Origin of the sequence: Caballeronia glathei, from assembly GCF_000698595.1 — a bacterium.
In the GTDB taxonomy this organism is placed as follows: Bacteria; Pseudomonadota; Gammaproteobacteria; order Burkholderiales; family Burkholderiaceae; genus Caballeronia; species Caballeronia glathei.
The window spans coordinates 280201-293116 of record NZ_JFHC01000002.1; the positions used below are offsets into that span (position 1 = coordinate 280201).

General features: G+C 66.5%; 9 protein-coding genes and 1 tRNA gene. 7 read left to right on the forward strand and 3 right to left on the reverse strand.

All coding sequences use genetic code 11. From position 1 onward, the window contains the following. The first annotated feature begins 93 nt into the window (after window positions 1-93). Together BG61_RS03105 and BG61_RS42675 are read left to right on the forward strand one after the other, a co-directional pair. On the forward strand, window positions 94-1986 hold the full coding sequence (locus BG61_RS03105; RefSeq protein WP_035926631.1) for a bifunctional sugar phosphate isomerase/epimerase/4-hydroxyphenylpyruvate dioxygenase family protein: 1893 nt from the start codon (window positions 94-96) through the stop codon (window positions 1984-1986). Between the two features lie 82 nt (window positions 1987-2068). Next, window positions 2069-2230: a hypothetical protein gene (locus BG61_RS42675; protein WP_158447126.1), complete on the forward strand. Its 162-nt coding sequence runs from the start codon at window positions 2069-2071 to the stop codon at window positions 2228-2230. Window positions 2231-2316: 86 nt separating this feature from the next. On the opposite strand, the gene BG61_RS03110 is transcribed toward BG61_RS42675, so the two are convergent. Then, the gene (locus BG61_RS03110) at window positions 2317-2655 is read right to left on the reverse strand and encodes a hypothetical protein (RefSeq protein ID WP_035925957.1); all 339 of its coding nucleotides are present in this window, start codon (window positions 2653-2655) and stop codon (window positions 2317-2319) included. A 137-nt stretch (window positions 2656-2792) separates the two neighbouring features. Between BG61_RS03110 and BG61_RS03115 the strand changes: the two genes are divergently transcribed. Together BG61_RS03115 and BG61_RS03120 are read left to right on the forward strand one after the other, a co-directional pair. Then, a complete protein-coding gene (locus tag BG61_RS03115; protein ID WP_035925954.1) occupies window positions 2793-3209 on the forward strand; it encodes a DUF411 domain-containing protein in 417 nt (138 codons plus the stop codon). Between the two features lie 235 nt (window positions 3210-3444). Then, window positions 3445-3519: transfer RNA gene (locus tag BG61_RS03120), tRNA-Arg, on the forward strand. 67 nt (window positions 3520-3586) lie between these two features. Here the strand turns inward: BG61_RS03120 and BG61_RS03125 are convergent. Together BG61_RS03125 and BG61_RS03130 are read right to left on the reverse strand one after the other, a co-directional pair. Then, window positions 3587-6745, reverse strand: a complete 3159-nt coding sequence (locus tag BG61_RS03125; protein WP_051672233.1) for an acetoacetate--CoA ligase — start codon at window positions 6743-6745, stop codon at window positions 3587-3589. A gap of 839 nt (window positions 6746-7584) precedes the next feature. Next, window positions 7585-7767 (reverse strand): rubredoxin, encoded by a 183-nt coding sequence (locus tag BG61_RS03130; protein WP_035925951.1) that lies wholly within the window; start codon window positions 7765-7767, stop codon window positions 7585-7587. A gap of 315 nt (window positions 7768-8082) precedes the next feature. On the opposite strand from BG61_RS03130, the gene BG61_RS03135 reads away from it, so the two are divergent. From BG61_RS03135 to BG61_RS03145, 3 genes are all read left to right on the forward strand, one after another. Continuing rightward, window positions 8083-8472, forward strand: a complete 390-nt coding sequence (locus BG61_RS03135) for a DUF4399 domain-containing protein (protein ID WP_370818044.1) — start codon at window positions 8083-8085, stop codon at window positions 8470-8472. A gap of 185 nt (window positions 8473-8657) precedes the next feature. Beyond that, window positions 8658-10592 (forward strand): ATP-binding cassette domain-containing protein, encoded by a 1935-nt coding sequence (locus tag BG61_RS03140; protein WP_035925945.1) that lies wholly within the window; start codon window positions 8658-8660, stop codon window positions 10590-10592. A 217-nt stretch (window positions 10593-10809) separates the two neighbouring features. Then, window positions 10810-12816: a DNA topoisomerase IV subunit B gene (locus tag BG61_RS03145; RefSeq protein WP_035925942.1), complete on the forward strand. Its 2007-nt coding sequence runs from the start codon at window positions 10810-10812 to the stop codon at window positions 12814-12816. Window positions 12817-12916 lie beyond the last annotated feature (100 nt).

Sequence of the window (12916 nt, forward strand, 5' to 3'; positions counted from 1 at the left end):
AGCCGCCTGAATTGGCCTACACTGGACGAGTCCCCGGGACTTCGCGCCATGCACTTTCCACAGCAATACGAGGAGGCAGCGATGCTGCGTTCTATTCGCACTTCAATCGCGACGGTCTCGATCAGCGGCACGCTGGTCGAGAAGCTGAACGCGATCCGCGCGGCGGGCTTCGACGGCGTCGAGATATTCGAGAACGATCTGCTCTATTTCGACGGAACCCCCGCCGACGTGCGCCGCATGTGCGAGGACCTGGGCCTCGCGATCTACCTGTTCCAGCCGTTTCGCGATTTCGAGGGCGTGAGCGCGGAGCGGCTCGCGCGCAATGCCGAGCGGGCGAAGCGCAAGTTCGACCTGATGCACGAGCTCGGCACCGACCGCATGCTCGCCTGCAGCAACGTGTCGCCTGACACCATCGGCGACGACGCGCTCATCACCGAGCAGCTCGGCCTGCTCGCCCGCCTCGCCGGCAAGGCGGGCGTGACCGTCGGCTACGAGGCGCTCGCGTGGGGGCGTCACGTGAATTCGTACAAGCACGCCTGGCGGCTCGTCGATGCGGTGAATCACCCGAATCTGGGGCTTGTTCTCGACAGCTTCCACACGCTCTCGATCCGCGATTCCGTCGACGAAATCGCCGCCATTCCGGGCGACCGCATCGCGTTCGTGCAGATCGCCGACGCGCCCGTGCTCGCGATGGACGTGCTCGAATGGAGCCGTCACTACAGATGCTTTCCGGGGCAGGGCGCCTTCGACGTCGCGAGCTTCACCGCGCGCGTGCTCGAAGCGGGGTACAGCGGGCCGCTCTCGCTCGAAATCTTCAACGACGGCTTTCGCGCCGCGCCGACCGCCGTCACCGCCGCCGACGGCCACCGGTCGCTGCGCTTCCTGGAGGAGCAGACGCGCGCCGTGCTGGGCGAGAAGGCGCCCGCGATCCTGTTCGATCCGCCTGCGCCGCCCGAGCACATCGGCTTTCAGTTCCTCGAATTCGCCGTGGACGACGCGACGCGCGTCGATGTCGCCAACTGGCTCGGCAAGCTCGGCTTCCGGCTCGCGGGACGCCATCGCTCAAAGGACGTGACGCTCTACCGGCACGGCGCCGGGTCGATCGTGCTCAACGCCGAGGCCGATTCGTTCGCGAGCGCGTTTTTCCAGCAGCATGGCTTGTCGCTGTGTGCGTCGGCGTTTCGCGTCGACGACGCGAAGTGCGCGTTCGAGCGCGCCGCCGCGTACCGCAATGCGCCGTTTTCAGGCCGCATCGGGCCGAACGAGCGCGTCCTGCCGGGCGTGCAGGCGCCCGACGGCAGCCTCGAATATTTCGTCGACGAAGCGCCCGGTGCGCCCACGCTGTGGGAGTCGGACTTCATCCTGACCGACATCGACGGCCCGTACGAAGTCGGGCCGCTCGAGCGCATCGACCATGTGTGCCTGTCACTGCCCGCCGACGCGCTCGACACCTGGGTGCTGTTTTTCCGCACCGCGTTCGGCTTCGAGACCGAACCGAGCGTGCTCGTGCCCGATCCGTACGGGCTCGTGCGCAGCCGCGCGGTGCGAAGCCGCGACGGCTCGGTGCGCATCGCGCTGAACGCGTCGATCGACCGCTACACGGCGGTGGTCGAGTCGCTCGCGACGTATCGCGGCTCGGGCCTGAACCACGTCGCGTTCAGCACGCCCGACATCTTCGATGCGATCCCGCGGCTCGCTGCCGACGGCGTGCAGTTCCTGCGCATTCCGCGCAATTACTACGACGATCTGGCGGCGCGCTACGCGTTGCCCGACGAGCAGATCGACGCGATGCGCGAGCACAACATCCTCTACGACCGCGACGAGCGCGGCGGCGAGTTTTTCCACGCGTACACGGAGCAACTGGATCAGCGGTTCTTCCTGGAAGTGCTCGAGCGGCGCGGCGGCTACGACGGCTACGGCGCCGCCAATGCGGCCGTGCGGCTCGCGGCGCACGCGCAGCTTCAGAAGGCGCGGCACGCGGCGTGAGCGGTATGCCTCGCGCCTGCCGCTCGCGTCTGCCGTTTACCTATTATTCAAATAGGGCGGGCAAGCGCAACGGGAGGGCGCCATGCACGAGTTCACGAACATTCTGGTCGGGCTGGCCGGACTGGCCGCGATCGCCATCGTGTTGCTGGCACACGACTGGCGCGAAGAACACCGCCAGCGTCTCATGATGCGGCACAGCGCGCATCATCCGCTGCGCGACTGGTGGATGCGCCACAGGCATTGAATGTCGCGGTATGTTCGACTTCTTGCCGATGACACAAAAAAGCCGTTCCGGACGCCCGGAACGGCTTTTTTATCTGCGCGAGGCGGTTAACCGCCTCGCGGCGGCTTCCTGACGACGGCGGCGCCGGGCTGCTCGGCAACCGCGGCATCGGCGCGTTCGCGCTCCTCTTCGCGTTCGCGGCAAGCGGCCTCGAACTCGTCGATTTGCAGATAGAGCCGGTGCACCGTCTGAATCTGCGTATGCGAAAGATGCGAGGCGCGCGTGATGATCGCGAGCCGCTCGCGCCAGTAGGACGGCGGCAGCAACGGGCCGCCGAAATCGCATTCGAGCGAGCGCCGCAGCACGAGTTCGAGATGCACGAGGTCCTGATCCGCCAGAAGCGCCGAAAACGCGCCCTGCGGCTTGGTATCGGTAGGATGGTCCATCACTGGATTACGGCGACCCGCAGACCGACTTGATAGGCGTTAACCCTTATTTATCCGATCTTTATTGGGCAACATGCATCCGGGCCTTTCATTCGCTTAACATTGGCGTCTTCGGCCCACTCCTGCGCACCCCTCAAATGAAGCGACTCATACTCAGCGCCGCATTGCTGGCCGGCTTGCCCGCCGCTCACGCCGCCGATGCCGCGATCACCGTCTACAAGAGCCCGGACTGCGGCTGCTGCGAAGGGTGGGTGCAGCACATGCGGGCGGCGGGCATCGAAACGAAGGTCGTGGATACGAACGACATGCAGGGCGTGAAGGATCGCCTGCACGTTCCGGCCGCGCTGCGCTCGTGCCATACGGCGGTCGTGAGGGGGTCGAATCAGGTGATCGAAGGGCACGCGCCGGCTACGGCCGTGAAGAAAATGCTGGCGAACCGCAGCGTGCGCGGCATCGCCGTGCCCGGAATGCCGGTGAATTCACCGGGCATGGGGGAAATGGATGGCAAGCTCGTCACCGTCGACTTTGCCGGAGCGAAGTTTTCGCAGGATTGAGGGGGAGCGCGGCGTAACGTCTTTGATATACTCTGCGCTCGCTGACGAGCACGGGACTCGCAGCACTGGTCGACACGCGAGACCAGCACCGGCGCCTCGATTAGGAAGAGGCGGACACAGCCGGAATCCCGGGCGGGAAAATGCGGAAGTGCATGCAGAGAAATGCAGGCGGCGAAATGCACGCGAATTGCACGTCGGCCTCAACGGCACGTCTTCGTCCCGTACAATCGGTCTGCTCCCCGTAGTTCAATGGATAGAACGAGTGCCTCCTAAGCGCTAGATGCAGGTTCGATTCCTGCCGGGGGGACCACGACCGGCCCCGTTTCTCACATGCACCGCAACGACCCCGCGCCCGGTTCCGGTCGCGCCTCATCTCCCTAATGCAGCAATGTCGCTCGCGGCGGCTTTGATTCACGCGCAATATCCCGCACCGATGAACCCGCCGCGAGTTCGGCGCCCCGGTCGAGCGCCGCGGCCACGCGCTTCACGTTTGGCTCGACGATCATCTCGTTATGGTCGCCCGACACTTCGGCGATGATCAGGCCCGCACGTGCCACTCGCCGCCAGAGCGGCAGCGGATCGCCGCGTTCGCGCTGTGCGACCATCGCGCGCACGTACAGGATCGGGCTGCCCTCGTAAGGCCGCGGGCAATAGTTTTTCATCGCCGCTGAAAACGCGGCGCGGATGCCCCGCAGCACCGGCGGCAGATCGTCCGGCTCCGGCTCCTCGCGGCGCGACGCGCGCCCGAAGCGCATCAGCGCATGGTCCGCGGCGGCCATCAGCTTGTCTGCGAGGTGCCGCATGCGCACGGTCGCGGGCAGCGTCCGCAGTTCGCTCACCTGCCGCCTCACGCAGTCGCGCTGATGCGCGAGCCACGCCATCCACGGCAGGCAGCTTTCGTGCACATAGGTATCGAGCAGGCAGACCATCTCCAGCCGCTCGCCGGCCCCGATCAGTTGCTGCGCGATTTCGAAGGCGATCAGTCCGCCGAACGAGTAGCCGACGAGCGCGTACGGTCCGCGCGGCTGCACCGTGCGCATCTTCTGCACGTACGTTTTCGCCATTTCCTCGACACGCCGCTGCGGCGGCGCTTCGCCATCGAGCCCGAGCGCCTGCAGTCCGTACACAGGACGGCCGTTTTGCAGCGTACCGACGAGCGTCCCGCATTCCATGACGGAACCGGTCACGCTGTGCACGAAGAAAAGCGGCCTGCCGTTGCCGTCACGCATCCGCACCAGAACCTCCGTGGGTTGCGGCGTGCCGTCGTCAATCGCTGCGGCGAGTTGCGCGATGGTCGGTGCGAGAAGCAATGTCGCGAGCGGTAATGCGCGTCCGGTCGACTCCTTCACGTCGGCGAGCAGGCGCGCGGCGAGCAGTGAATGGCCGCCCAGTTCGAAGAAGTTGTCGTCGCGGCCGATCGGCCCGAACCCGAAGCGCTTCTCCCACTGTGCCGTGAGGCTGCGCTCCAGTTCCTCGCGCGAATCGACCGGCGCGGGACGTTCGTCCGCGGCTTCCTTCAGGGCGGCATGGTCGCGGATGGCGTCGAGGCACGCCGGATTGCGCAGCGCCGCCGTATTGCCGACGGGGAGGCCATTGACCGCGTTGCGCGCCGCCGCCTCCGAGAGCTTCCCGTTGTGCGTGAACGGCAGTTCGTCGACGGCCGCGATCACGTCGGGCACGTGCGCGGGCGACGTGCGGCGCACGAGCTCGCGGCGGATGCGCGCGATCAGCGCGCCGCACAGCCGGGCGCCCGGCTGCAGCGTCACGAGCAGCACCATGCGCTGGAGGTCGCCCGTTTCCGCGGTATTTCCCCCGGCGTCCGCCGCCCGCGGGCGCTGCTGCACGACGAGTGCCTCGCGGATCTCGTGCACGTCGTTGAGCACGCGATAGATCTCGCCCGGTCCGACATTGATGCCGCGCACGACGAGCACGCCGTCGCTGCGGCCGTGCAGGCGCGCCGATCCCTCCTGCGAAAAGCCGATGATGTCGCCGTGCGTCCAGACGCCCGGATTGGCCGCGAAGTAGGCCGCGTGAAAGCCGGCGCCACTCGCGTCGTTGTGAAACCCGAGCGGACGCGACGGGAACGGATTCACGCAGACGAGCTGGCCCGTGCCGCTCGTCTGCGCGCCGTCCTCCCATGCCTCTACGTCGAGCGCGAGGCTCCTGCACTGCGCTTCGCCCGTGTAGACGGGCAGGTTCGGATTGCCGAGCACGAAGCAGCCGAGAATGTCGGTGCCGCCCGAGATCGACTGCATCTGCAGGTGCTTGACGTTCGCGTGCACCCAGTCGAACTGCGAGTCGTAGAGAACCGCGCCTGTCGACATCATCGCGCGCAGGGCGCCCAGATCGAACTGCCGGGCGGGCACGAGGCCCGCGTCCTCGCACATCCTCAGATAGGCGGGGCTCGTGCCGAACACGTTGATGCGCTCGTCGGCGACAAGGCGCCACAGCGTGTCGACCGACGCGATCGGGCCGTCGTAAGTGACGATCTCGACCCCGGACGCCAGCGCCGACAGCTGCCAGTTCCACATCATCCACGCGCAGCTCGTGTGGAAGTACATGCGCTCGCCGGGGCGCAGGTCGCTGTGCAGCCGGTGCTCCTTCAGATGCTCGAGGAGGCTGCCGCCCGCGCCATGCACGATGCATTTCGGCCTGCCCGTCGTGCCCGACGAGAACATGATGAAAAGGGGATGGTTGAACGCAAACCGGCGCCACACGAAACGTGACGCATCGCCGCGCCCGATCAGCGCGTCGAGCGTGTGAAGCGGCTGCGCAACGCGCCCGCGCAGCGCCTCGTCATCGAGACTGACGACGCCGGCAAGCGCCGGCAGGCCGGCGGCGAGCGCGGCGATCTTGTCGGCGACCGGCATGCCGATGTCGAATGCGCGCGGCGCCGTATGCGCGACCAGCATGCGCGGCTCGAGCTGGGCGAAGCGGTCGAAGAGAGTCTCGACGCCCATCTCGGGCGCGGCGGTCGAAAGCGTCGCGCCGAGCGCGGTGACGGCGAGCGCCGTGACGACGGCGTCGGCGTCGTTGCGCATCACGCCGGCCACGCGGTCGCCTTCGCGCAGGCCCAGTTCCGCGAGCGCCTGCGCGAGGCGCGCGACGCGCTCGCGCAGTTCGCCGCGCGTCATGCGCACGTGGCTGCCGTCGGCGTGGCAGGCCGTGATCGCGGGGGCGTCGGCGCCCGCGATCGAAAGGCCCAGCAGATTGTCCGCGTAGTTCAGCGTGACGTTGGGAAAGAACGTCGCATGCTCGCATTCGTCGCCGACACAGACAGGCTCGGCGTCGCCCGACCAGTCGATCCCGGGCGTCCAGTGAAGGAAGCAATGCCAGAACGTCCGGAACTCGCGCACGGAGAAATCGTGCAGATCCGCGTGGCTCGCGAACGTGCGCCCGGTGTGTGTCTGAAAGACGGTTGTAAACGCGGTCATCTGCGATGCCGCGATGCGCTCCGGCGTACCGATGTAGGCGGGAATGCGCGCTGCGTCCGCGGCGGGGCGGCGCGTGGCGACGGGCAAGTCTAGGCGCTTCATCCAGAACTCCGCCATGACCGGACCGAGCCGCTGCTCGCCGGCCATGCTTGACGTTATTTTTCACGAATCCGCGCAGCATGTGCGCGAGCCGCTTTTCGACATCAGGGTCGCTGGTTCGGTGGTCCCTCGCCACCGCGACTGCTGGGTGAGCCTAGTCCCTCGCCTCGCTTCGCTCTGTGCGCAATCGCACCCATCGGCGTGGTGCGCGGCCCATGCAAACGTTCCCGGGCCGGTGCGCTTGGGGGAAGACCTCATTGCCCGGTTCGTTCGAGTGGTTGTAGGCGCGCAACGAATCGGGACTCGGAACGTCCGCCGGTCGCAACGGGCAGCGAGGCGCCGCCAGAGCCGGATCGAACGGACGACGGTTTCGCGCCGATCATGCGCCGACCGATCGCGCGCATGAGGGGCATTGAATCCGCGTTATCGTTTTGGATCTGCTGCCGGGCAGCATGGCGCTCGGCGCGGCCATCAGACCGCTCCTTCCCGAGGAGCAAAAGGCGCGCGAAACCGTTGAGCGTGTGCAGTTCGCGGCTGGCATGGCCCGATCATGATCGCGAGCCAGCCGATGCGCGAGGCTCGGCCATCCGAGCCGCCAGGCCCGGGGCGTCGGGAGAGGGGTCGGCGCAACGCGACGCCCATGGCGCCCGTGCCGGCCGTCCACGGCGAGCGCATGTCGTACCGCAGCGTGTTCTTCCGCGCGCTGCCGCACGGCGTCGGGCTCGCGCTCGGCTCGGCTCGGCGGGCTGACCCGGTGACGCGCGCACAAAGGCGCATCAGGGCCGCGCGCGAAACTTGCGAACGGGTCGCGGTCGCGCGCCGGACGAACTATTCTGTAAGGATCAGAATTCGACGGCCGCGAAGTCTTCCTTGCCGACATCGCACAGCGGGCAGCGCCAGTTGGCGGGGATATCGGCGAAGCGCGTCCCGGGCGGGATGCCGTCTTCCGGTACACCGTCCTGCTCGTTATAGATCCAGCCGCAGATCAGGCAGACCCAGCTTTTGTACTCGAGGACTTCACTCACGACAGACTCTTGTTTCGTTCAAGGTGGCAAACACGACACGGGCGGCTCGCAAGAGCGGAAAAAATTGCCGCCCGAAGCGGCGCGCCCGCAGGGCGACCCGCATATTACCGGAATCGCGCGAATGCTTCGCGGCACGCGCTGATTGGTGCGCGCGAGGTCCGTAATGACGGGCCGGCGCATCGGGGCCGTGCCGGCAGGCTCGGTGTATGCTTTCGCGAAGCGGCCGTGCTGGAGAAGGCCGCGCTTCGGCCTGCCGGCGTGTCATGCGCTTTTTGGCCGCTTTCCTAGAAGGAGAAAACGATGTTGAAGAAGCTGATGTTGGGAGCGGTGCTGTCGGGCTCGTTGCTGGCCGCCGCGGCGGCGCAAGCGCAACAGGCGCGTGTGTTTTTCATCGAGCCGAAGGACGGCGCGACGGTCACGAGCCCGGTGCATGTCAAGTTCGGCGTCGAAGGCATGAAGATCGTGCCCGCCGGCACCATGACCGAGAATACGGGTCACCACCATCTGCTGATCGACAGCGGCCCGGTGCAGAAAGGCGTCGTGATCCCGGCGAACGACAAGTCGCTGCACTACGGCAAGGGCCAGACCGAAGCCGACGTGCCGCTCACCCCCGGCGACCACACGCTGACCATGCAGTTCGGCGACGGCGCCCATCGCTCCTACGGCCCGGAAATGAGCCAGACGATCAAGGTTCACGTGAAGTAAGCCTCGGGTCCTGGCCCGGCGTCATCTTCGGAACGCGGCTTTGGCCGCGTTTCTTTTGGGTGTTTCCGGCAGCCGCAGCGGACGACGCCTTGTCCGCACGGCATAGGGCGCCGTCTGGTACGGGCTGGCGCGGGCAAGATGGGTACAATGGCCGCTTCCAGTTTTCGCACTTTCCGGCTGCCTCCATGTCGCTTTACTCCATCTCGGACGCGCAACTCGCGTTCGGCCACGTCGCGCTGCTCGATCACGCGGACTTCTCGCTCGAAGCGGGCGAACGCGTCGGCCTGATCGGCCGCAATGGCGCGGGCAAGTCGTCGCTGCTCAAGATCGTCGCGGGTCTGACGAAGCCTGACGACGGCCTCGTCACGCGCCAGAGCGAACTCACGACCGTCTACGTGCCGCAGGAACCCGAATTCGATCTCGACGCGTCCGTGTTCGACGTCGTCGCTTCCGGTCTCACCGACGCCCAGGCGCTCCTCGACGAATACGACCAGGTCGCGCACAAGCTCGCGGACACGCCGGAAGGCCGCGAGCACGACGCGCTCCTCGCGCGGATGAACGCGCTGCAGTCGTCGCTCGACCTGCACGATGCGTGGAACTGGCGCACGCGGGTTGCGACCACGCTTGCGCAGATCGGCCTTGACGGCGACGCCCGCACGGGCGCGCTTTCCGGGGGCATGAAAAAGCGCGTTGCGCTCGCGCGGGCGCTCGTCGTGCAGCCGGACGTGCTGCTGCTCGACGAGCCGACCAACCACCTCGATTTCGACGGCATCCGCTGGCTGGAAGACCTGCTCGTGACGCTGCGCACGGGCCTCCTTTTCATCACGCACGACCGCGCGTTTCTCGATCGCGTCGCGACGCGCATCGTCGAACTGGACCGCGGCCGGCTGCTGTCGTATCCGGGCAATTTCAGCGCCTATCAGACGAGAAAGGCGCAGCAGCTCGAAGTCGAGCAGGTGGAGCAGGCGAAGTTCGACAAGCTGCTCGCGCAGGAGGAAGTGTGGATCAGGAAGGGCGTCGAGGCGCGGCGCACGCGCAGCGTCGGGCGCATCGCGCGGCTCGTGGAAATGCGCCACGAGCGCGCCGAGCGCCGCAACGTGCAGGGCAACGTGAGGCTCGACGTCGGGCAGGGCGAGAAGTCCGGCAAGATCGTCGCGGAACTGACGGACGTGACGAAGCGCTACGGCGATCGCACGGTCGTCGACAACTTCACGGCCACCGTCATGCGCGGCGACAAGATCGGCTTCATCGGGCCGAACGGCGCGGGCAAGACCACGCTGCTCAAGCTGATTCTGGACGAGCTGCGGCCTGACGCGGGCAGCGTGCGCACCGGCACGAATCTCCAGGTCGCGTATTTCGACCAGATGCGCGCGCAGCTCGACCTCGACAAGACGCTTGCCGACACGATCAGCCCGGGCAGCGAGTGGGTCGAGGTGAACGGCGTGAAGAAGCATGTGATGAGCTATCTCGGCGACTTCCTGTTCGCGCCGGAGCGCGCCCGCTCGCCCGTGCAGTCGCTCTCGGGCGGCGAGCGCAATCGTCTCCTGCTCGCGCGGCTCTTCGCGCGGCCGGCGAACGTGCTCGTGCTCGACGAGCCGACCAACGACCTCGACATCCCGACGCTCGAACTGCTCGAAGAACTGCTCACGGATTACGACGGCACCGTGCTGCTCGTGAGCCACGACCGCGCGTTTCTCGACAACGTGGTGACGTCGGTGTTCGCGGCGGAGGGCGGTGGGAAGTGGCGCGAGTACGTCGGCGGCTTTTCCGACTGGCAGGTTCAGCGCGAACGTTCGGAAAAAATCGCGCAGGACGCCGCGCGCCAGAGCGCGAGGGAAGTGCCGAAGGACGACGCGCAGAAGGAAAGCGCTTCCGGGCGCAACGCGCAGCGCACCGTGAAGCTGTCGTTCAAGGAACAGCGCGAACTCGACGCGCTGCCTGAAAGGATCGCGGCGCTGGAAGAGGAGCAGAAGTCGATTGCGGCACGGCTCGAGGACGGCTCGATCTTCGCGAAGGACGCGAAGGAGGGCGCGCTGCTCTCCGAAAGGCACGCCGCGATCGACGACGAGCTGCTCGGCGCGCTCGAACGATGGGAAGAGCTGGAAGCCAAGCGCAAGTAACGGGCGCGGCTGCTTCATCGCCCGTTCATTGCCCCTTATATCGAAAACAGTAAAATACGTCGCGATTCCAGGTGCCCGCGTTTGACGGGCATCGCATTCAAGCGCAGCCCGGCGACACCGGCCGGGCTTGCCCGATGTTCACGCATTCCCGGTGAGGCGGCATCGTCTTTCGGCAGGCTTGCCGCGGGACGGCCGGGCACCGGACCAACGTCAAGTCATGTCCACGAAAAAACCCAGCGCTACCGAAGGCGGCAAGAACAGCGGATATAGCGAAGCATCGATCAAGGTGCTGAAGGGCCTTGAGCCGGTCAAGCAGCGGCCCGGCATGTACACGCGCACCGAAAATCCGCTGCACATCATTCAGGAAGTCATCGACAACGCCTCCGACGAGGCGCTCGGCGGCTACGGCAGGCAGATCACGGTCACGCTGCATGTCGACAACTCGGTGTCCGTCGAAGACGACGGGCGCGGTATTCCGTTCGGCCTTCACCCCGAGGAGGGCGTGCCGGTCGTCGAGATCGTGTTCACGCGCCTGCACGCGGGCGGCAAGTTCGACAAGGCTGCCGGCGGCGCCTATACGTTCTCGGGCGGCCTGCACGGCGTGGGCGTGTCGGTGACGAACGCGCTCTCCACGCGGCTCGACGTGGTCGTGTGGCGTGAAGGCAAGGTTGCCGAAATCGGCTTCTCGAACGGCGACGTGATCAAGACGCTCGTCACGCGCGCGGCCGAGCGCGGCGAGAAGAAATCCGGCACGCGCGTGACCGCGTGGCCCAATCACAAGTATTTCGATTCGCCCACGCTGCCGATCGGCGAGCTGCAGCGGCTCCTGCGCTCGAAAGCGGTGCTGCTGCCGGGCGTGGAAGTGGTGCTCGTCATCGAGAAGACCGGCGAGCGGCAGACCTGGAAGTACGAAGACGGCCTGCGCGGCTATCTGCTCGAAGGCATGGGCGGCAGCGACCTTCTGATTCCGCTTTTCGAAGGCGAACGCTTCGCGGAAAGCTCGCGCTCGAGCGAGGAGACGTTCGCGGAAGGCGAAGGCGCGACCTGGGTGGTCGCGTGGAGCGAGGAAGGGCCCCTCCTGCGCGAGTCGTATGTGAACCTGATTCCGACGCCCGCGGGCGGCACGCACGAGTCCGGCCTGCGCGACGGCCTGTTCCAGGCGGTGAAGAGCTTCGTCGAGTTGCACAACCTGCAGCCGAAGGGCGTCAAGCTGCTCGCCGAGGACGTGTTCGCGCGCGTGTCGTTCGTGCTGTCGGCGAAGGTGCTCGATCCGCAGTTCCAGGGGCAGATCAAGGAGCGCCTGAACAGCCGCGACGCGGTGAAGCTCGTGTCGTCGTTCACGCGTCCGGGGCTCGAATTGTGGCTCAACCAGCACGTGGAATACGGCAAGAAGCTCGCCGACCTCGTGATCCGCCAGGCGCAGGCGCGCACGCGCGCGGGCCAGAAGGTGGAAAAGCGCAAGAGCTCCGGCGTCGCCGTGCTGCCGGGCAAGCTGACCGATTGCGAATCGACGGATATCGCGCGCAACGAGCTCTTCCTGGTCGAGGGCGATTCGGCGGGCGGGTCGGCCAAGATGGGCCGCGACAAGGAATTCCAGGCGATCCTGCCGCTGCGCGGCAAGGTGCTGAACACGTGGGAGACGGAGCGCGACCGGCTCTTCGCGAACAATGAAGTGCACGACATCGCGGTCGCGATCGGCGTCGACCCGCACGGCCCCGACGAGCAGATCGATCTTTCGAACCTGCGCTACGGGAAGATCTGCATCCTGTCGGACGCGGACGTCGACGGCGCGCACATCCAGGTGCTCCTCCTCACGCTCTTCTTCAAGCACTTCCCGCAACTGATCGAGCGCGGGCACGTGTGCGTCGCGCGCCCGCCGCTCTTTCGCGTCGACGCGCCCGCGCGCGGCAAGAAGCCCGCGCAGAAGCTCTACGCGCTCGACGAGGGCGAGCTCGAAGCGATCCTCGACAAGCTGAGGAAGGACGGCGTGCGCGACACGCAATGGACGATCAGCCGCTTCAAGGGCCTCGGCGAAATGAGCGCGGAGCAGCTGTGGGACACGACGATGAATCCGGACACGCGGCGTCTTCTGCCTGTCGGCCTTGGCGATCTCGGTTTCGATCTCACGGTCACGCGCATGACGATGCTGATGGGCAAGGGCGAGGCGGCGTCGCGCCGAAGCTGGCTCGAAGAAAAGGGCAACGAGGTCGAAGCCGATATTTGATTTCGCTGGCGCTCGGACGGGGTGTTTACACCGTTTTGATGCACATAGGCTCCTATGAAACTTGCTTTCTTAATGGTTTATTCGCTTCGCCCCTGTGCGG

Excerpts from the sequence above, each read along its gene's own strand:
- BG61_RS42675 (WP_158447126.1), top strand. The coding sequence starts at position 2,069 with ATGCACGAGTTCACGAACATTCTGGTCGGGCTGGCCGGACTGGCCGCG.
- BG61_RS03110 (WP_035925957.1), bottom strand. The coding sequence starts at position 2,655 with ATGGACCATCCTACCGATACCAAGCCGCAGGGCGCGTTTTCGGCGCTT.
- BG61_RS03115 (WP_035925954.1), top strand. The coding sequence starts at position 2,793 with ATGAAGCGACTCATACTCAGCGCCGCATTGCTGGCCGGCTTGCCCGCC.
- BG61_RS03125 (WP_051672233.1), bottom strand. The coding sequence starts at position 6,745 with ATGAAGCGCCTAGACTTGCCCGTCGCCACGCGCCGCCCCGCCGCGGAC.
- BG61_RS03135 (WP_370818044.1), top strand. The coding sequence starts at position 8,083 with ATGTTGGGAGCGGTGCTGTCGGGCTCGTTGCTGGCCGCCGCGGCGGCG.
- BG61_RS03140 (WP_035925945.1), top strand. The coding sequence starts at position 8,658 with ATGTCGCTTTACTCCATCTCGGACGCGCAACTCGCGTTCGGCCACGTC.
- BG61_RS03145 (WP_035925942.1), top strand. The coding sequence starts at position 10,810 with ATGTCCACGAAAAAACCCAGCGCTACCGAAGGCGGCAAGAACAGCGGA.